General features: G+C 53.7%; 19 protein-coding genes. 17 read left to right on the forward strand and 2 right to left on the reverse strand.

The window, feature by feature from the left end:
* Positions 1-3 precede the first annotated feature (3 nt).
* From murD to sigE, 7 genes are all read left to right on the forward strand, one after another.
* On the forward strand, positions 4-1,362 hold the full coding sequence (gene murD / locus HMPREF9473_RS09060) for a UDP-N-acetylmuramoyl-L-alanine--D-glutamate ligase (protein WP_006779789.1): 1,359 nt from the start codon (positions 4-6) through the stop codon (positions 1,360-1,362).
* A 52-nt stretch (positions 1,363-1,414) separates the two neighbouring features.
* Complete coding sequence (locus tag HMPREF9473_RS09065; protein ID WP_006779790.1) at positions 1,415-2,557, forward strand: FtsW/RodA/SpoVE family cell cycle protein; 1,143 nt, start codon at positions 1,415-1,417, stop codon at positions 2,555-2,557.
* 78 nt (positions 2,558-2,635) lie between these two features.
* Complete coding sequence (gene murA, locus HMPREF9473_RS09070; protein ID WP_006779791.1) at positions 2,636-3,886, forward strand: UDP-N-acetylglucosamine 1-carboxyvinyltransferase; 1,251 nt, start codon at positions 2,636-2,638, stop codon at positions 3,884-3,886.
* 16 nt (positions 3,887-3,902) lie between these two features.
* Positions 3,903-4,640, forward strand: coding sequence for a cell division protein FtsQ/DivIB (locus HMPREF9473_RS09075; RefSeq protein ID WP_006779792.1), 738 nt, complete (start codon positions 3,903-3,905; stop codon positions 4,638-4,640).
* A 139-nt stretch (positions 4,641-4,779) separates the two neighbouring features.
* A complete protein-coding gene (ftsZ, locus tag HMPREF9473_RS09080; RefSeq protein ID WP_006779793.1) occupies positions 4,780-6,012 on the forward strand; it encodes a cell division protein FtsZ in 1,233 nt (410 codons plus the stop codon).
* Positions 6,013-6,193: 181 nt separating this feature from the next.
* Positions 6,194-7,048: a sigma-E processing peptidase SpoIIGA gene (locus tag HMPREF9473_RS09085; protein WP_080568806.1), complete on the forward strand. Its 855-nt coding sequence runs from the start codon at positions 6,194-6,196 to the stop codon at positions 7,046-7,048.
* 15 nt (positions 7,049-7,063) lie between these two features.
* Positions 7,064-7,804 carry an RNA polymerase sporulation sigma factor SigE gene (sigE, locus tag HMPREF9473_RS09090; protein WP_006779795.1) on the forward strand — a complete coding sequence of 247 codons (741 nt, stop codon included), beginning with the start codon at positions 7,064-7,066 and terminating at the stop codon, positions 7,802-7,804.
* Positions 7,805-7,848: 44 nt separating this feature from the next.
* Here sigE and sigG read toward each other — a convergent pair whose 3' ends face one another.
* Both sigG and HMPREF9473_RS09100 read right to left on the reverse strand, forming a co-directional pair.
* Complete coding sequence (gene sigG / locus HMPREF9473_RS09095) at positions 7,849-8,625, reverse strand: RNA polymerase sporulation sigma factor SigG (protein ID WP_006779796.1); 777 nt, start codon at positions 8,623-8,625, stop codon at positions 7,849-7,851.
* Between the two features lie 105 nt (positions 8,626-8,730).
* A complete protein-coding gene (locus HMPREF9473_RS09100; RefSeq protein WP_006779797.1) occupies positions 8,731-9,495 on the reverse strand; it encodes a type III pantothenate kinase in 765 nt (254 codons plus the stop codon).
* An 83-nt stretch (positions 9,496-9,578) separates the two neighbouring features.
* On the opposite strand from HMPREF9473_RS09100, the gene coaBC reads away from it, so the two are divergent.
* From coaBC to HMPREF9473_RS27660, 10 genes are all read left to right on the forward strand, one after another.
* Positions 9,579-10,793, forward strand: a complete 1,215-nt coding sequence (coaBC, locus tag HMPREF9473_RS09105; RefSeq protein WP_006779798.1) for a bifunctional phosphopantothenoylcysteine decarboxylase/phosphopantothenate--cysteine ligase CoaBC — start codon at positions 9,579-9,581, stop codon at positions 10,791-10,793.
* A gap of 79 nt (positions 10,794-10,872) precedes the next feature.
* Positions 10,873-11,694 carry an alpha/beta hydrolase gene (locus tag HMPREF9473_RS09110; protein ID WP_006779799.1) on the forward strand — a complete coding sequence of 274 codons (822 nt, stop codon included), beginning with the start codon at positions 10,873-10,875 and terminating at the stop codon, positions 11,692-11,694.
* Between the two features lie 102 nt (positions 11,695-11,796).
* Positions 11,797-13,389, forward strand: a complete 1,593-nt coding sequence (locus HMPREF9473_RS09115) for a peptide chain release factor 3 (protein WP_006779800.1) — start codon at positions 11,797-11,799, stop codon at positions 13,387-13,389.
* A gap of 82 nt (positions 13,390-13,471) precedes the next feature.
* The gene (locus HMPREF9473_RS09120; protein WP_006779801.1) at positions 13,472-13,918 is read left to right on the forward strand and encodes a GatB/YqeY domain-containing protein; all 447 of its coding nucleotides are present in this window, start codon (positions 13,472-13,474) and stop codon (positions 13,916-13,918) included.
* A 37-nt stretch (positions 13,919-13,955) separates the two neighbouring features.
* A complete protein-coding gene (locus tag HMPREF9473_RS09125; RefSeq protein WP_006779802.1) occupies positions 13,956-15,374 on the forward strand; it encodes a Sapep family Mn(2+)-dependent dipeptidase in 1,419 nt (472 codons plus the stop codon).
* A 492-nt stretch (positions 15,375-15,866) separates the two neighbouring features.
* A complete protein-coding gene (locus HMPREF9473_RS09130; RefSeq protein ID WP_006779804.1) occupies positions 15,867-16,973 on the forward strand; it encodes a methionine ABC transporter ATP-binding protein in 1,107 nt (368 codons plus the stop codon).
* The gene (locus HMPREF9473_RS09135) at positions 16,963-17,628 is read left to right on the forward strand and encodes a methionine ABC transporter permease (RefSeq protein ID WP_006779805.1); all 666 of its coding nucleotides are present in this window, start codon (positions 16,963-16,965) and stop codon (positions 17,626-17,628) included. The genes HMPREF9473_RS09130 and HMPREF9473_RS09135 overlap by 11 nt, the downstream gene beginning before the upstream one ends.
* 111 nt (positions 17,629-17,739) lie before the next feature.
* Positions 17,740-18,630, forward strand: coding sequence for a MetQ/NlpA family ABC transporter substrate-binding protein (locus tag HMPREF9473_RS09140; protein ID WP_006779806.1), 891 nt, complete (start codon positions 17,740-17,742; stop codon positions 18,628-18,630).
* Positions 18,631-18,752: 122 nt separating this feature from the next.
* Complete coding sequence (locus HMPREF9473_RS09145; protein WP_006779807.1) at positions 18,753-19,064, forward strand: DUF4190 domain-containing protein; 312 nt, start codon at positions 18,753-18,755, stop codon at positions 19,062-19,064.
* Positions 19,061-19,578: hypothetical protein (locus HMPREF9473_RS27660; protein WP_006779808.1), on the forward strand; the 518-nt coding region annotated here is incomplete at its 3' end. The genes HMPREF9473_RS09145 and HMPREF9473_RS27660, both read left to right, overlap by 4 nt.

Below are 19,578 nucleotides of genomic sequence, written 5' to 3' on the forward strand. Positions count from 1 at the left end.
AACATGGGTCAGAGTCAGAAAGTATTAGTAGCAGGAACTGGAATCAGCGGAATTGCTGCGGCCCGTCTTCTTCTTGATATGGGAGGAGAGGTGGTGCTGTACGACGGCAATACCGAACTGGACCCGGATACGCTGAAAGGCAATTTTGAGGAAGGAGCATCCGTCAGTGTGCTTCTGGGAGATTTAAAACGAACCGATTTGCTGGGAGTGGAGATGTGCGTCATCAGTCCCGGCATCTCTCTGGAGACCCCGTTTGTCAATGTGTTAGACGAGGCGGGGATTCCCATCTGGAGTGAGATACAGCTGGCTTACCAGTGCGCCAAAGGGAAACTGGCGGCCATCACCGGAACCAACGGAAAGACGACTACCACGGCTCTTGTGGGGGAGATTATGAAGGCTCACTACGAAAATGTATTCGTGGTGGGCAATATTGGCGTGCCCTACACCCAGATGGCCCTGGAGACGGAGGATGATTCCATCACCGTGGCCGAGGTGTCCAGCTTCCAGCTGGAGACTATCATGGACTTTCGGCCGGATGTCAGCGCCATCTTAAACATTACCCCGGACCATCTAAACCGGCACCACACCATGGAGTGCTATATCGAGGTGAAGGAGTCTATCGCCAGAAACCAGACGGAGGCGGATACCTGCGTGCTCAACTACGACGACGAGGTGCTGCGGGAGTTTGGGGAGAGCGAGAGACTGAAAGCGAAGCCGGTGTTCTTCAGCAGCCGGCAGAAGCTGGAGGAAGGGTATTACCTGGACGGGGATTTGATTGTGTACCGTCATGAGGGGAAGGCGCTTCCCGTGATAGATGTCCATGAACTGCATCTACTGGGCCGCCACAACTTTGAGAATGTGATGGCGGCGGTGGCAGTCAGCATGGCCATGGGCGTGCCGCTGGAAAAGATTCAGGGAGTGCTCAGAACTTTCACGGCGGTGGAGCACCGGATTGAATTCGTGCTGGAGCGCGCCGGCGTGAAATATTACAACGATTCCAAGGGAACCAACCCGGACGCGGCCATTCAGGCCATCAACGCCATGCCGGGGCCCATCCTGCTCATCGCAGGGGGATATGATAAACAGTCGGAGTACGACGAGTGGGTGGAAGCCTTTGAGGGCAAGGTGAAATACCTGGTGCTCATCGGCCAGACCAGGGATAAGATTGCGGAGTGCGCCAAGGCCCACGGCTTTACGGAGATTATGTATGCCGAGGATATGCCGGAGGCCGTGCATGTCTGCGCTTCCTACGCCAACATGGGGGACTGTGTTCTGCTGTCGCCGGCGTGCGCCAGCTGGGGCATGTTCAAAAACTATGAGGAGCGGGGAGACATCTTTAAAGAGTGTGTCAGAAATCTGTAACTGAAGTCTGAAATGATTGAAGTCATAACTGTCAGTAAAGGAGGCTGCTGGATTGGCAAAAAAGAAAAGAGCGCAACGGTTTTATGATTACAGCCTTCTGTTTACCATTGTCTTTCTCACCGTGTTCGGTCTGATTATGATATACAGCGCCAGTTCCTACAAGGCTCAGATTAGCAATCAGTATGGCGGAAACGCCGCCTATTTCATGAACCGTCAGGCCATGATTGCACTGGCTGGCTTTCTGATCATGCTGTTTATCTCCAAACTGGATTACCACTGGTATTCCAGATTTGCGGTGCTGGCCTATATCATGTCCTTTGTATTGATGATTACCGTGTCTCTTGTGGGAAAAAAGGTGAACGGCAAGAGGCGGTGGCTGGTGATTGGCGGTATCCAGTTCCAGCCCACGGAGCTTGTGAAGATTACCTTGATTGTGGTGCTGGCTACGGTGATTACCATGCTGGGCAGCCGGATCAACGAGTGGCGGGCCATGCTTCTGGTCATCGGTCTCACCATACCCGTAGCCGGGCTGGTGGCGGCCAACAACTTAAGCTCCGGTATCATTATCTGCGGCATCGCCTTTGTCATGCTGTTCATCTCCACCAAGCGGAAGCTGCCCTTTGCCATCTGTATGGGGGTGGGCGTGGCGGGAATCGCGTTTGCCGGGCCCATCGGACACGCGCTGGAGGCCGTGGGCATTTTGCAGAGCTACCAGCTGAGCCGTATCAACGTGTGGCTGAACCCGGAGGCCTACCCAAAGACCGGTGGTTTCCAGGTGCTTCAGGGGCTTTACGCCATCGGCTCCGGCGGGCTGTTTGGCAAGGGACTGGGAGAGAGTATCCAGAAGCTGGGCTTTGTGCCGGAGGCGCAGAATGATATGATTTTCTCTATCATCTGTGAGGAACTGGGCCTGTTTGGGGCCATCTCCGTGATCCTGATCTTCGTGTTTATGATATACCGGTTTATGCTGATTGCCAGCAATGCCCCGGATTTGTTTGGCGCCCTTTTGGTGGTGGGAGTGATGTCCCACATCGCCATCCAGGTCATTTTGAACATCGCCGTTGTGACCAACACGATTCCCAACACCGGAATCACACTTCCCTTCATCAGCTACGGAGGCACCTCCATCCTGTTCCTGATGATAGAGATGGGAATGGTGTTAAGTGTCTCCAACCAGATAAAGCTGGAAAAATAAAATTAATTTGGCAAAAATGCAAACATTATCGCACTTTTTACATAGGATACTATATAGAAAACCGCAGGAGGTAACAGGTTGTCTACGATACAGGTCCAGGGCTTACGTTTGCTAAAAGGTGAGATAGAGATTCAGGGTTCGAAAAATGCAGTGCTGCCCATGATGGCAGCTTCCATCCTTCATAAAGGAACAACCGTGCTGACACATGTCCCCAGAATACAGGATGTCTTCTGTATGATGGGGATATTGGAGTATATGGGATGCAGATGCAGCCTGCTTGACCATGAGTTGACGATTGACGCCTCGTGCCTTACCGGAACTTCCATTCCGGAGACATACGTGAAAACCATGCGCTCCTCCATCATGATCCTGGGGGCGCTGCTTGGGCGTGCGGGGGAGGCGGTGACCCACTATCCGGGTGGCTGCTCCATCGGAAAACGTCCCATCGATTTACACCTGTCCGCGCTCCGGAAACTGGGAGCCGAGATTGAGGAGGACCACGAGATGATTACGGCCAGAGCGGCGTGTCTGCGTGGGACGGACATTCACCTGTCCTACCCCAGTGTGGGGGCCACGGAAAATGCTGTTCTGGCCGCCGTGCTGGCGGAGGGGGAGACTCGGGTATTCGGCGCCGCCAGGGAGCCGGAGATTGAGGAGATGTGTCTCTTCTTAAATCAGATGGGCGCCAGAATCAGCGGCATCGGCTCCGGCGTGCTGGTGGTGTGCGGGGTGGAGGAGCTTCACGACACGGTCTACCGGGTGGAGGGAGACAGGATTGTGGCAGGCACCTATCTGGCGTCAGTCGCCGCCGTTGGGGGCCATGCCAGGTTCTACGGGCTGAATGCCAGCCATCTGTTATCCGTCCTTCCCGTATTCCAGATGATGGGCATGGCCATCCAGGTGGAGGACCGGGCCGTCACCATCAAGGGGGAGTTAAGGCCCCAGCCGGTGACCGTCGAGACGGGCCCCTATCCGGGATTTCCCACGGACCTTCAGTCGCCTCTGATGGCCGTGATGGCTGTGGGGGCCGGGGAGAGCCTGATTCTGGAAAATGTATTCGAAGGCCGGTATGAGACCGCCGGAGAATTGCGGAAACTGGGGGCACAGATTATAATAGAAGAAAAGGCCGCGCATGTCAGGGGGATCAGCCCGCTGTATGGAAGCCGGGTGGAGGCGAAGGACCTTCGCGGAGGCGCCGCTCTTGTGGTAGCGGGGCTGGCGGCGGAGGGGGAGACCGTCATCACCGGCTGCCACCACATTTTCCGGGGGTACGAGGACATCTGCAGAGACCTTTCATCACTGGGGGCACAGATAAGCAAGCAGCAATGAGGATTTAGGAGAGCCTATGATAAAGACATCCGGGAAACGCCCGCATACGAAACTATGGATTGCCGCCGCCGTCCTGTTGGTGGCCGGCATCCTGTTTTTTTCCATTAATGTAAAAACCGTCCGCGTCACGGGAACCACCCGCTACACGGAGGAGGAGATGACGGCGATGCTGTTTGGCAGCCGTTTTGACTACAACAGCATTTACTGCTACGTGAAGGACCGGTTCATGAAGCATCAGCAGATTCCCTTTGTGGAGGACTACAAGCTGGTGTTCCAGGGTCCCACGAAGGTGGAAGTGATTGTCTACGAGAAGAGCGTGGTGGGCTATGTGTCCTACATGGGAAGCTACATGTATTTTGACAAGGACGGCATCATCGTGGAGAGCGCAAACGAGAAACTGGACGATATTCCCATGATAGAGGGACTTCATTTCGGGCATATCGTCCTTCATAAGCCGCTTCCGGTGGACAGCTCTTCCATTTTTGAGGAAATCCTGAATCTGACCCAGATATTGTCAGTCTACCAGCTTCAGGTGGACAAGATTCAATATAATTCCATGGGAGAAGTTACCTTATATATGGGGGAGATCGAGGTGGTTCTGGGCGACAGCAGTGGAATCAACGGAAAAGTGTCGGAGCTTTCGGACATGCTTCCCAAGCTTGAGGGACTGGCCGGCACCCTGTATCTGGATACCTATGTGGAGTCAAATGGCAATATGGCTTACACATTCAAAAAGAAGTTACAAAATTATTAAAAAAGTGGTTGATATTTTGAGTGAAATAAAATATAGTATTAGGTAGACTAGTTTTTCTGGTGGTACATACAGATATAGTTGACATAACTTGTCGATTGGGTATAGAAGAGGGATTCAAAGATTAAAGGAGGATATCATCTTGCTGGAGATTAAGATAAATGAGGCTGAGAATGCGGCCAGAATCATAGTAATAGGGGTAGGCGGTGCAGGCAACAATGCGGTGAACCGCATGATTGACGAGAACATCGCAGGCGTCGAGTTCATCGGCATCAACACGGACAAGCAGGCGCTGCAGTTCTGTAAAGCGCCTACGGCCATGCAGATTGGGGAGAAGCTGACCAAGGGACTGGGAGCCGGAGCGAAGCCTGAGATTGGCGAGAAAGCGGCGGAAGAGAGCTCAGAGGAGCTGGCACAGGCTATCAAGGGTGCCGATATGGTGTTTGTAACCTGTGGTATGGGCGGCGGTACAGGTACCGGCGCTGCGCCTGTCGTGGCTAAAATCGCGAGAGACATGGGCATTCTGACGGTCGGCGTTGTGACAAAGCCTTTCCGTTTCGAGGCCAAGACCCGTATGACCAACGCGGTGGCTGGTATCGAGCGCCTGAAAGAGAGCGTGGATACCCTGATTGTCATTCCAAACGACAAGCTGCTTGAGATTGTGGACCGCAGGACCACTATGCCTGACGCGCTGAAGAAGGCTGACGAGGTGCTTCAGCAGGCCGTACAGGGTATTACGGATTTGATTAACGTTCCAGGGCTTATCAACCTGGATTTTGCAGATATTCAGACGGTTATGGTGGACAAGGGTATCGCTCATATCGGTATCGGTCATGCCAAGGGTGACGAGAAGGCGGTTGAGGCTGTGAAGCAGGCCGTATCCAGTCCGCTTCTGGAGACCACCATCGAGGGCGCGTCCCATGTTATTATCAATATTTCCGGCGATATCAGCCTGATTGAGGCCAATGAGGCAGCCAGCTATGTACAGGAACTGGCTGGCGACGATGCCAACATTATCTTCGGCGCGATGTACGACGAGACCGCTCAGGACGAGGCCAGCATTACGGTTATCGCTACCGGTCTGGACAGCCATCACGGTGCAACTCCGGTCAGCAAGGCTATGACAGGCTTCAACAGCTTTGGACAGCCTGCAGCTCCGGTTAAGGAGACCGCGGCCACAGTTCCGCACGCTCCACAGCATACACAGCCACAGGGCGGCTACACGCAGCCACAGGGCGGTTATGCACAGCCACACGCACCGGCTTACACGGCACCGACGCCGACACCAACCCCCAATCCAAACCAGGGTGTGTACCGGCCGGCACAGAGGGACGTACAGATTAATATTCCGGATTTCCTGAAGAATAAGAGATAAGACTTTTTGATATTTGAATTCCTGAAGTCTGCCATGACGAAATATCGTTATGGCAGGCTTTTTTTGCGTGATGGTTATGAATCTTCTTTGTCATCTTCTGACACATTTTCCCGATAAAAAAACAGGTTTCCGGTAGCTGGTTTGACAAATTTCGGAGCGTGAACTGGCTATAATATTCTTCATGAGACAGGGGGTGGGGCAGGGCAGTTTGTATTACTTATACATAGATATCGTGTTTTTTATAAATATGGCCATGGATGTTGTGGTTTTATGGCTCTTAACGTTGATTCTCAAGGTGCGGACGTCTGCCTTCAGAATCATTCTGGCAGGGGCGCTTGGGGCGCTGTGGAGCTGTATCCTGGCGGTGTATCCCGTTTTTTCGCCGGGATTGCAGCTGGCGCTCACGCTTTTCCTGGCGGGAGGGCTGATGGTGAAGGTGGCGCTTCACACGAAGGGAGTCCGGGAGCTGATAAAGGGGATGTTCGGGCTATACCTGGTGTCCGTGGCGCTGGGGGGAGCGATGACGGCCCTATACCAGCATACGAGAGCCGGGTACTATGTAGAACAACTTATTCGGGGTGAACCCATGGAGGGGATGCCTCTTGTCATATTGGTGCTGTTGACCGCCTCGGCGGTATTTGCCCTGAAATATCTCTGGATCACCGTCTCGGAGGTGCGAAGGCAGAAGAGTAACTTGTATGAAGTGACCTGTATCCAGGGGGAGAAACGTCTGACGGCGGTGGGGCTTCTGGATACCGGGAACCGGCTTTATGAGCCGGTGAGCAGAAAATGCGTGCATGTGGTGTCGGAGAGAATCTGGCAGGAGCTGCATGGCGGGGAAGACCCCTTACTATTTATCCCGTTTCACACCGTTGGAACGGAGGAGGGATTGATGCCTGGAATGATTCTGGATTCCATGGTCATCAGGAAGGAACAGGAAGAGAGAGTCATTGTAAGGCCGGTTATCGCGGCTTCGCCCCACCCGGTGTGCCAGGATGGGAGCTATGAGATTCTGCTTCATGAAGAACAGGACTAGAAGGAGGAATTACAAGTGGTGATTAAAGTATCCATACCAAACCGTTTTCAATTTAAATCCGTACCCAGCTTCAAGACGATGCTGTTTCAGAAGCAGGGGGAGGTTCACTATATCGGCGGAGCGGATATTCTGCCGGCCCCTCTTTGCAGTGAGGACGAGGCGAAGATGATTGAACTTCTCGGAACCGAGGAGGAGGGGGAGGCAAAATCCACCCTGATCGAGCACAATCTGAGGCTGGTGGTGTACATAGCAAAGAAGTTTGACAATACCAGCGTGGGTGTGGAGGATTTGATTTCCATCGGTACCATCGGTCTTATCAAGGCGATAAACACCTTCAATCCTGAGAAAAATATCAAGCTGGCCACCTACGCGTCCAGGTGCATCGAAAACGAGATTCTGATGTACCTGCGCCGGAATAACAAGACGAAGATGGAGGTGTCCATCGACGAGCCGTTAAACGTGGACTGGGACGGCAATGAACTGCTGCTGTCGGATATTCTCGGAACGGACGAGGACATCATCTACCGGAATCTGGAGCATGAGACGGAGAGGAGTCTGCTAAATTCTGCTATCGACCGGTTAAACCCAAGGGAGAAGCGAATTGTGGAGCTGCGGTTCGGGCTGACCAATGCCGACGGGGATGAGATGACCCAGAAGGAGGTGGCGGATTTGCTGGGGATATCCCAGTCCTATATCTCCAGGCTGGAGAAGAAAATCATGAAGCGGTTGAAAAAGGAGATTGTGAGATTTGAGTAACAAAAAAGAGGGCCTGCCGGGGAAGCGGGTCCTCTTTTTGGTGGTTAACTTAAATAGTTTCTCATGGATTTTAAAGCATTTTTTTCCAGACGGCTGACCTGGGCCTGGCTGATGCCGACCTCCTCGGCCACCTCGGTCTGGGTTTTGCCCTCAAAAAAGCGCATGTCAATAATGTGGCGTTCCCGCTCGGGGAGACGTTTCATGGCCTCGCTCAAGGATAGGTCCTCCACCCAGTTCTCCTCCAGGTTTTTCTTGTCGCTGATCTGGTCCATCACGTAGAGCGGGTCGCCGCCGTCGGTGAAGACCGGCTCGAAGAGACTGACCGGCGTCTGGATGGCGTCCAGCGCGTAGGTGATTTCCTCTTTGCTCATGCCAATCTCGTCGGCGATTTCCATGATGGAGGGGTCCCGCAGGTTTTTGCGGGTCAGGGCCTCCCTGGCGTAGATAGCTTTGTAGGCGGTGTCCCGCAGGGAGCGGCTGACGCGGATGGAATTGTTATCCCGTAAGTAACGGCGCACCTCACCCAGTATCATGGGAACCGCGTAGGTGGAGAAACGTACATTCTGGGTGATATCAAAATTGTCGATGGCTTTGATTAAGCCGATGCAGCCAATCTGGAACAGGTCATCCACATTTTCGTTGCTGTTGGAGAATCTCTGGATGACGCTGAGAACCAGTCTTAAGTTGCCTTTGATGTATTGTTCCCGGGCTTCCTGGTCCCCGTTCTGAATGCGTTTGAAGAGGATTTCCTTCTCCTCGTTGCTCAGAAGTGGGAGCTTAGAAGTGTTGACCCCGCAGATTTCTACTTTGTATATTGACATGTCCATTACCTCCACATCATTCTTTTTGGATATAAAGGAATGATGCACGTAATGGATGGCTTTTATACGATTGGCTGATTAATTTTCGTTGCCAGTTTTTGGCGTCTATTTATTTTTATTATAAAGAATTAATAACCCCTTTAACATCAAATCTTCTTCGTATATAATGGTATGTCTGCACAGGGGAGCGATGAAGCGGGAGAGGCCGCCGGTGGCCAGTATGGTGGCCTTTGCGCCCAGTTCCTGTTCCATCCGGTCGATGATGCCGTCCAGCATGCCGGCGTTGCCGTACATAATGCCGCTGCGCATACAGTCAATGGTATTTTTACCGATGACACGTGGAGGAATGTCAAGGCTGATGTTGGGCAGCTGGGCGGTGCGGCTGGACAGTGTCTCCAGTGAGATTTTCAGTCCCGGGTAAATGATGCCGCCGATGTAGCTGCCGCCTGCGTCCACGGCGCAGATGGTGGTGGCGGTGCCCATGTCGATGATGATGAGCGGACACGGATATTCCTTGATGGCGGCCACGGCGCCCACGATTAAATCGCTGCCCACGGTCTTGGGATTATCCATGTGAATGTTCAGTCCGGTCTTCATGCCGGAGCCCACCAGCTTGGGCCGGAAGCCCAGGATTTTCTTGATGGCGGAAGAGAGTGTCGCGTTGAGCGGCGGAACCACGGAAGAGATGATGGCGCCCTCTATCTCAGATGCATCGATATGGTGGATTTCCAGTATATTTTTAATGCTGACGGCGTACTCCAGTGAAGTCTTGATGAGGTCCGTCGTGATGCGTTCTACAAAATAAGTCTGCTCGTCGTCGATACCGCCGACCACGATGTTGGTGTTGCCCATATCCAAAGCTAAAATCATAAGTGACTCCTTTCCATTGGCTGTAAATTGTGTTATAATCCTATCATATTTTGGGCGTAAATACAACGTCAGGAGGAGACTGTATGTTTGGAACAGCTTTGGAGGGAAAAACGGTGGTGCTGGGTGTCACGGGAAGCATTGCCGCTTATAAGATAGCAAGTCTTGCCAGTATGCTGAAAAAAATGCATGCGGATGTGGAAGTGATCATGACAAAGAACGCCACGGAGTTTATCTCTCCGGTGACCTTTGAGAGTCTGACGGGGAAGAAATGCCTGGTGGAGACCTTTGACCGGGATTTTGAGTTCAGCGTGGAGCATGTGGCCCTGGCTAAGCGGGCGGACGTGTTTCTCATCGCGCCGGCGTCGGCCAACGTGATTGGGAAGGTGAGCCACGGGATAGCGGACGATATGCTGACCACCACGTTTCTGGCCTGTGGCTGCCACAAAATCATTGCGCCGGCCATGAACACCCACATGTATGAGAATCCCATTCTCCAGGACAACTTAAAGCGTTGTGAATCCTACGGGATGGAGGTGTTAAAACCGGCGGTTGGATATCTGGCCTGCGGCGACACGGGGGCCGGGAAGATGCCGGAACCGGAGGTGCTGTTTGACTATATCGTGAAGGCGGTTGGTTATGAGAAGGATATGGTGGGGAAGAAGGTGCTGGTGACGGCCGGGCCTACCAGGGAAGCCATTGACCCGGTGCGGTTTATCACCAACCATTCCACCGGAAAGATGGGATACGCGGTGGCGAAAATTGCATCTTTGCGGGGCGCCGATGTGACCCTTGTCAGCGGGCCGGTGTCCATCGAGGCGCCCCGGTTTGTGAAGGTGGTTCCGGTGGAGAGCGCCAGACAGATGTACGAGGCGGTGACGGCGGTCAGCGGGGAGCAGGACATCATTGTCAAGGCGGCCGCGGTGGCGGATTACAGGCCGGCCCAGGCGGCGGATGAGAAGATGAAGAAGAAGGACGGGGAGCTGTCCATAGACCTTTGCCGCACTGACGACATTTTGGGATATCTGGGAAGCCATAAGAGGGACGGACAGTTTCTCTGCGGATTTTCCATGGAGACCCAGAATATGCTGGAGAATTCCAGGGCGAAGCTGTCAAAGAAACATCTGGACATGATTGTGGCCAACAACCTGAAGGTGGACGGAGCCGGGTTCGGGACGGACACCAACGTGGTGACGATTATCACCGGGGACGGGGAACTGGAACTGGAGAAGATGAGCAAGGAAGAGGTGGCCGGAAGGCTGCTGGATGAGATTATGAAAAGAACCGCCGGGCCGACGTGATAAATTTATGCAAAGAGGTAAGAGAAGCAGGCGTTAAGAGAATACGGGAAGATACTGAAAGAAAACGGAGGGATAGGTTATGAGATACGAGACAATCGAAATCAAAGTGCCGGGCCAGGTGTCCGGGCCGGCGGCGCTGACCAGCTATATTCTGGATGAAGTGAGCGTGGCTCCGGGAAAGAAGCGCCCGGCGGTGATTGTGTGCCCGGGCGGCGCTTATATGAGATGCTCGGACCGGGAGAGTGAGCCGGTGATTATGCAGTTTCTGGGGATGGGATGCCATGCCTTTCTGCTGAATTACAGCGTGGCCCCCAACCGTTTCCCGACAGCGTTACAGGAGCTGGCGGAGGCGGTGGCCCTTCTTCGGGAGCACAGCGATGACTGGCTGGTGGATACGGAGCGGATTGTGGTCTGCGGCTTTTCTGCGGCCGGCCATCTGGCATGCAGCCTGGGCGTGTTCTGGAATCAGGAGTTTGTGTACGGGCCTATCGGCAGGACAGCAAAGGAGATTTGTCCGTCCGCCATGCTGCTGGGATATCCGGTTATCACATCCGGAGAGTTTGCCCACCAGGGCTCCATCACCAACCTGCTTGGAGAAGAGGCCACGGAGGCGGAGCGCCGGAAGGTATCGCTGGAGCTTCAGGTGACAGCGGACACACCGAAGACCTTTTTATGGCATACTTACGAGGACGAGGCCGTTCCCGTGGAGAACAGCCTGCTGTTAGCATCCGCCCTCAGGAAAAACGGGGTGAATCTGGAACTTCACATCTTCCCCAAGGGCGGCCACGGCGCGTCTCTGGCCAACGAGGAGACATCAGGAGTGGGAGACCATGCCCACATGAATATCCCCTGCTGCCAGAGCTGGATCAAGCTGGCGGAAACCTGGTTAAAAGGGATTTAAAACTGACGGAGAGACTGGCCCCGGCTTGACTTTCCGCAGGTTTAATAATACAATAATTACTTATGATATAAGCACTTACTAGTAAATCGGAGGAAGTTTATTTTGTCAAATATAACAGAAGAAATCAAGAAACGAAGAACCTTTGCCATCATCTCTCACCCGGATGCCGGTAAAACTACCCTGACGGAGAAGTTTCTTCTCTACGGAGGCGCCATCAATCTGGCCGGTTCCGTGAAGGGGAAGAAGACGGCGAAGCACGCCGTGTCGGACTGGATGGAGATTGAGAAGGAGCGTGGTATCTCGGTCACCTCGTCGGTGTTACAGTTCAACTACGAGGGCTACTGCATCAACATTCTGGACACCCCGGGCCACCAGGATTTCTCGGAGGATACCTACCGTACCCTGATGGCTGCGGATTCCGCCGTGATGGTGATTGACGCGTCAAAAGGTGTGGAGGCGCAGACGATTAAGCTGTTTAAGGTATGTCTGCTGCGCAATATTCCCATTTTTACTTTTATCAACAAGATGGACCGGGAGGCCAGGGACCCGTTTGAGCTGATGGACGAGATTGAGACGGTGCTGGGTATCCGCACCTGTCCGGTGAACTGGCCCATTGGCTGCGGCAAGAATTTTAAGGGTGTCTACGACAGACAGACCAGAAAGATCACCACGTTTACGGCGGCCATGAACGGGCAGAAGGAAGTGGAGTCCACGGAGGTGGAGCTTGGAGACCCGCAGTTAAACTGGCTGATTGGCAATGACTATCACGGCCAGCTGATGGAGGACATCGAGCTGTTAGACGGCGCCAGCGATGAGTTTGACATGGATTTGGTGAGCCAGGGGAAACTCTCCCCGGCCTTCTTCGGATCGGCGCTGACCAACTTTGGTGTGGAGACCTTCCTGGAGCATTTCCTGAACATGACCACGTCACCGCTGCCGAGAAGGACGGTGGACGGGGTAATTGACCCGTTTAAGGAGGATTTCTCCGCCTTCGTGTTCAAGATTCAGGCTAACATGAACAAGGCCCACCGGGACAGGATTGCGTTTATGAGAATCGTGTCCGGCAAGTTTGAGGCGGGCATGGAGGTCAACCATGTGCAAGGGGGCAGAAAGATTCGGCTGAACCAGCCCCAGCAGATGATGGCCCAGGACAGGAAAATTGTGGAGGAGGCTTATGCCGGCGATATTATCGGCGTGTTTGACCCGGGGATTTTCTCCATCGGGGATACCATCTGCGCTTCCAACGAGAAGTTTGAGTTTGAGGGAATTCCCACCTTCGCGCCGGAGCATTTTGCAAGGGTGCGCCAGATTGACACCATGAAGCGGAAGCAGTTTATCAAGGGCGTCAGCCAGATTGCCCAGGAGGGCGCCATCCAGATATTCCAGGAGTTCAACACCGGAATGGAGGAGATTATCGTGGGCGTGGTGGGCGTGCTTCAGTTTGAGGTGCTGACTTACCGCCTGGAAAATGAGTACAACGTGGAGGTGAAGCTGGAGAAGCTGCCTTACGAATATATCCGCTGGGTGGAGAATAAAGAAGAAGTGGATGTGGCGAAGATTCAGGGCACGTCCGATATGAAACGGATTAAGGATTTGAAGGATAACCCGCTGCTGCTGTTTGTCAACAGCTGGAGCGTGGGAATGGTGGAGGAGCGGAACCCTGGGTTAAAGCTCAGTGAGTTCGGCCGAAACTAATTCGAAAAGATGGCCGGATCGCCGGGGAACCGGATATCTGGCGGTAACGATGTGAATAGAAAGTGAGAAGGAGGCAGTAGTTATGAGCAAAATTGATGTCATCAGAGGGGCCATGGTGGAGGCCATGAAGGCCAAGGACAAGGCGAGGAAGGATTCCCTTTCCATGCTGCTCAGCGCCCTGAAAAACGCGGAGATTGACAAGCGCTCCCCGCTGACGGAGGAAGAAGAAAATGCCATCGTCAAGAAGGAAATCAAGCAGTGCCAGGAGACCTTTGACACCGCTCCGGCCGACCGGGAGGATATCAAAGAGGAGGCCGCGTCACGGATCGCCGTGTACAAGGAATTTGCTCCGGAGGATATGAGCGTGGAGCAGATCAAAGAGGTGATTGCCGGCGTGCTGGCGGAGCTTGGCATTGAGACGCCGACACCGGCTGACAAGGGCAGAATCATGAAAGTGCTGATGCCGAAGGTGAAGGGAAAAGCGGACGGCAAGGTGGTCAACGAGACGCTGGCGGCCATGTCCAAATAAGGGAATCTATCAATAGGCGGAAAAGAGGATATTTATCATGTATAGAGAAGAAATTGAACAGTATATCGAAGCTCACAAACAGGAGATGGTGGAGGATATCTTCACCCTGTGCAGAATCAACAGTGAGAAGATGCCATACGAGGAGGGAATGCCTTACGGACGCGGGGCGGCGACAGCTCTGGCGGAGGCCCTTGCCCTGGCGGAGAAATATGGGTTTTCCATCACCAACTATGACAACTATGTGGGAACGGCCGACATGAATGACAAGGAGAAGCAGCTGGATATTCTGGCCCATCTGGACGTGGTTCCGGCTGGCGAGGGATGGAAGGAGACGGAGCCGTTTGAGCCAATTTTGAAGGACGGTCTGTTACTTGGCAGAGGCACCGCGGATGACAAGGGACCGGCTGTGGCGGCTCTCTATGCCATGAGAGCGGTGAAGGAGCTGGGAATTCCGCTGAGCAAAAATGTCCGCCTGATTCTGGGCACGGACGAGGAGTGCGGAAGCTCCGATATTGAGCATTACTACGATGTGGAAGAGGAAGCGCCGATGACATTTTCACCGGATGCGGATTTCCCGGTGACCAATGTGGAGAAGGGGCGTCTGGAGGCCCATTTCAACGCGTCCTTTGAGCCGTCTGCGGCGCTGCCGAGACTGGTGGCTGTCAATACGGGAATCAAGGCCAACGTGGTGCCGGGGAAGGCACAGGCCAGCGTGGAAGGCTTTGAGATGTCCGTGCTGGAGGCTGCGGCGGAGAAGACGGAAAAGGAGACTGGGGTCAAGTTTTCGTTTGAGATGGCGGACGGTGTGGCAGATAGCAGCATTGTGAACATTACCGCTGTGGGAGAGGGCGCTCATGCGGCGTTTTTGGAGAGCGGCAACAATGCGCTGACAGGACTTTTGACGCTGTTTCAGAACCTGCCGTTTGCGGACTGCGCCCAGATTCAGACGGTGCGGGGGCTGCTGGCTTTGATGCCTCACGGGGATATCACGGGGGAAGCCATGGGAATTGCCATGAAGGATGAGATTTCCGACAGACTGACCCTGGCATTCAGCATGCTGAAGGTGACGGACAGCAGTCTGGACGGTGTGTTTGACAGCCGGTGCCCGGTCTGTGCTACGGAGGAAAATGTGCTTTATGTGGTGAGAGACCGGCTGGCGGCCATCGGGGTGACCCTGGAAAATAAAGAGATGACAAAGCCCCACTATGTGGATGGGGATTCCCATTTTGTGAGGACGCTTCTGCGTGTCTATGAGGAGTACACCGGGCTGGAGGGCAAGTGCCAGTACACCGGAGGCGGAACCTATGTCCACAACCTGAAAAACGGCGTGGCCTTCGGCGCGACTCTGCCAGGAACCGAGAACCGGATGCACGGCGCGGATGAGTTTGCGGTGCTGGAGGAGCTGGTGATCAGCGCCAAAATCTTCGCCCAGGTGATTGTGGAATTGTGCAGTTAATGGCTGGGGTTTCCCAGGATTTTGGGAGAATTATCCGGTTGTGGCGGCGGAATTTTCAAAAAATTGCTTGACAAGACGGAAAAGCTGTCGTAGAATACGTGTCATAGCAACAATTCCTAGTTGGAACATAGACAATCAACCGGGGATGGCTGAGAGATGATTCGAAATTAGAATGAGACGGAGGAATTTTCTTATGTACAATTCAAGAGCCATGATGATGAATATGTATATGATGAACGGCATGAATGTCATGTGCCGTATGTTCATGTGCGTAAAATCGAATGGCGATATGTCTGTGTAGACTGTGATTGTAGATAGGAGAATGATGGGAACGATGGGGGAATCGTAAGAGGATTACCGTCGTTTGTATAAAATTCAAAGTCGCAAGTCTGTATGGGCTTGCGGCTTTTTTGCGTGGGTATGGAGACATGGCCTGGTGAAGCGGTGAGTATGTGAAGTGGGAAATGCGGGAGCAGGAGAGAGGAACAGAGGATGGAACAGTCAATCATTCAGTTAAAGCATCTTGGAAAGGAATTTAGGACGGCGAACGGAACCGTCAAGGCGCTGGAGGACATCAACCTGGATATCAACCAGGGAGAGATATTCGGCATTATCGGACTCAGCGGCGCAGGAAAAAGCACGCTGGTGCGGTGTATCAACTACCTGGAGGTGCCTACGGCCGGCGAGGTGGTGTTTGAGGGCGTCAGCCTGACATCGTCATCGAAGAAGAACAGCAGCGGGAAACCGGCCACAGGGCGGAAGGCAAGAAAGGAACTGGAGCTGACCAGAAGGAAGGCGAGACAGTCCATGGGAATGATATTCCAGCAGTTCAACCTGCTGGCCCAGCGAAACGTCATCGACAATGTCTGTTTTCCGCTGGAGATAGCCAAGGTTCCCAGGAAAGAGGCGAGAGCCAGGGCGGAGGAACTGTTAAAGCTGGTGGGACTGGAGGAGAAGGGAAAATCCTATCCGGCCCAGTTATCCGGCGGACAGAAGCAGCGTGTGGCCATAGCCAGGGCGCTGGCCATCAACCCGAAGGTGATACTTTGTGACGAGGCCACCAGCGCGCTGGACCCCAATACCACCAAATCCATTTTGGGACTGTTAAAAGAGATTAACCGGACCATGGGGATCACGGTGATTGTGATTACCCACGAGATGGCGGTGATCGAGGCCATCTGCGACCGGGTCGCCATCATTGACAAGAGCCATATCGCCGAGGTGGGAAATGTCTCCGACATTTTCTCGGAGCCCAAATCCGCAATCGGCCGCCAGTTGATTCTGGGGGACGCGGCGGAGCAGGTGAAGTTTGGGGAGTCCAGACAGGTGCGGATTATCTTCGACGGGCGGGAGTCCACGGAGCCGGTGATATCCAATCTGGTGCTGGCCTGCAAGGTGCCGGTGAACATCATGTACGCGGCCACCAAGGATGTGAATGGGACGGCCATGGGGCAGATGATTATCCAGCTGCCGGAAGATGAGGCGGATGCAAACCGGGTCATGAATTATTTGAAAACGATGAAGGTCATGTATGAGGAGATACCGCGTCTGCCGGAGCAGACATGGAACCGTGAGGAGGTGGCGGAAGATGACATTTGATGCGATAACAATGAAAATGCTGGGAACGGGAATTCTGGAGACGCTTTACATGACATTTTTGTCCTCCGCGATTGCGTATCTGATAGGAATTCCGCTGGGGATTGTGCTGGTGGTGGCCGATGAGGATGGGATTGCACCGTTACCGGCGCTGCAGAAGGCACTGGGACTGGTGATAAATCTGCTGCGCTCGGTTCCATTTATTATTCTGTTGATTATGGTTCTTCCATTTACCAGACTGGTGGTGGGAACGACTCTTGGCTCCAAGGCGGTTGTAGTTCCGTTAGTGATAGCGGCGGCGCCCTATGTGGCCCGGGTGGTGGAATCTTCTTTTAAAGAGGTGGATGCAGGCGTCATCGAGGCGGCAAAATCCATGGGGGCCAATACCTTTCAGATTATATGGAAGGTGCTGCTGCCGGAGGCGAAGCCATCGCTGCTGGTGGGCGCGGCCATTTCCGTGACAACGATTTTAGGATATTCCGCCATGGCAGGATTTGTGGGGGGCGGCGGCCTGGGAGCCATCGCCATCAACTACGGTTACTACCGGTATGATGTGGAAATGATGCTGGTAACCGTTGCCATTCTCGTCATCATTGTCCAGATCATTCAGGAATCCGGCATGAAGCTGGCGAAGGTGGGAGATAAGAGAATCCGGTAAAGCGGCCGGGAGTGAACTTGGTTATGGGGGCATTTTAGACGCCCTGTAATAATAAACTTAAAAGGTCCACATCTGCGAAGGCGGATATGGAAAAGAAGGAGGAGAACTATTATGAAGAAGACATGGAGCATTATCGCGGCGGCAGTATTGACAGCAGGAACACTGGCAGGCTGTGGAGGCAAGGCGGCAGAGACTACCACGGCGGCGCCGGAGGCGGCCACCACCACAGCGGCAGGCGCAGAGGCCACAACGGCGGCGGAGAGCAAGGCGGATCTGGTACCCATCGTGGTAGGAGCGAGTCCGGCGCCTCATGCGGAGATTCTGGAGGCGGCCAGAGAGATTCTGGCGGAGCAGGGATATGATTTACAGATTAAGGAATATACGGATTATGTGCAGCCGAACCTGGCACTGGATACCGGGGATTTGGACGCCAACTATTTTCAGCATTATCCATATTTAGAGCAGTTTAACCAGGAGAGAGGCACCAAGATTTCTTCCGCGGCGGCCATTCACTATGAGCCATTCGGCATTTACGCCGGAAAGACCGCATCTCTGGACGCGCTGGCGGACGGCGCGAAGGTAGCGGTGCCAAATGATGCCACCAACGAGGCGAGAGCGCTGCTGTTACTGGAGGCACAGGGGTTGATTAAGTTAAAAGAGGGCGCTGGTCTGAATGCCACCAAGAATGACGTGGTGGAGAACGTGAAAAAGCTGGATATCTTCGAGATTGAGGCGGCACAGATTCCCCGCTCCTTACAGGATGTGGATATTGCCGTTATCAATGGTAACTATGCCATTGAGGCTGGCCTGAAGGTTTCCGACGCGCTGGCAATTGAGGATGCGGCTTCCATCGCGGCTACCACCTACGGCAACATTGTGGCGGTTCAGGAAGGTCATGAGAAGGACGACGCGATTCTGGCTCTGGTGGACGCGCTGACCAGCGATACGGTGAAGAAATTTATCGAAGACAAGTATGCGGGAGCGGTTGTTCCGTTATTCTAACATTTCAGGATGAGAACTATCGACAGGAATCTCCGATTTACAGGGGGTTCCTGTTGTTGTATAATATTGGAAGAGATTGCTTCGGACGGGGCGGCTCAAGTGGGAAGATAAAGGAGAATATTATGGAACAGAAGAAGAATAGCAGTATGGCAGTCGCGTCCATGGTACTGGGAATTTTGTCTATCGTGCTGTCCTGCTGCTGCTTTATGGGCGTGGGACTGGGCGCGCTGGCAGTGATATTTGCCCGGCTGGCCAAGGTGGAAGAGAAGATGGAAGGAAAGGCCGTGGCGGGCATGGTGACCGGGATTATCGGGATTGTGCTTGGAGTGGTGTCCATTTTCGTATGGGCGCTTCTGCTGGCGAATGAGAGTGGCAGCAGTCTCTTCGGGTATCTGCCGGAGATTGGAACAATGGTGAAGGGAGGACTGTTATGAAGACTTCCTATTCGCAGTTGAAAATGCAGGCCAGAAGGGCGCTTCTGGGGAATTACAGCCTGGCTATCGGGGCGGAGCTGGCCATGTACGGCATCACCATGGGCGTGATGATGGGGCTTGAGATGCTTCTGATGATTGGCGCCGTGGTTGCGGCTCTGGCGAATGAAAATGCCATGACGGCGTACACGGTGGTGATGTTTGTTCTGATCTATGGGACGATATTCGGAGTGGAGATGATGCTGACGCCGGGGGTGCTCCGGATGTATATGAATCTCTGTACCGGGCAGAAGGCGAAGGTGGGAGATATCTTTTTCGCCTTTAAGAACCATAGGGGGAAGTTTGTGCTGATTACGCTGGCTGTCGGTGTGATTATGATTGTTATCATGGCGCCGATGATCGTGCTGCTGATTGCCGTGGGAATGACCGGGGATGCCGGAGGATTTTTGGTGGCGTTTTCCGCGATTTACTGGATTTTACTTGGGGTGGCGACGGTGTATGTGCAGTTGACCTCGGT

Source organism: Hungatella hathewayi WAL-18680 (assembly GCF_000235505.1).
Taxonomy (GTDB): domain Bacteria; phylum Bacillota; class Clostridia; order Lachnospirales; family Lachnospiraceae; genus Hungatella_A; species Hungatella_A hathewayi_A.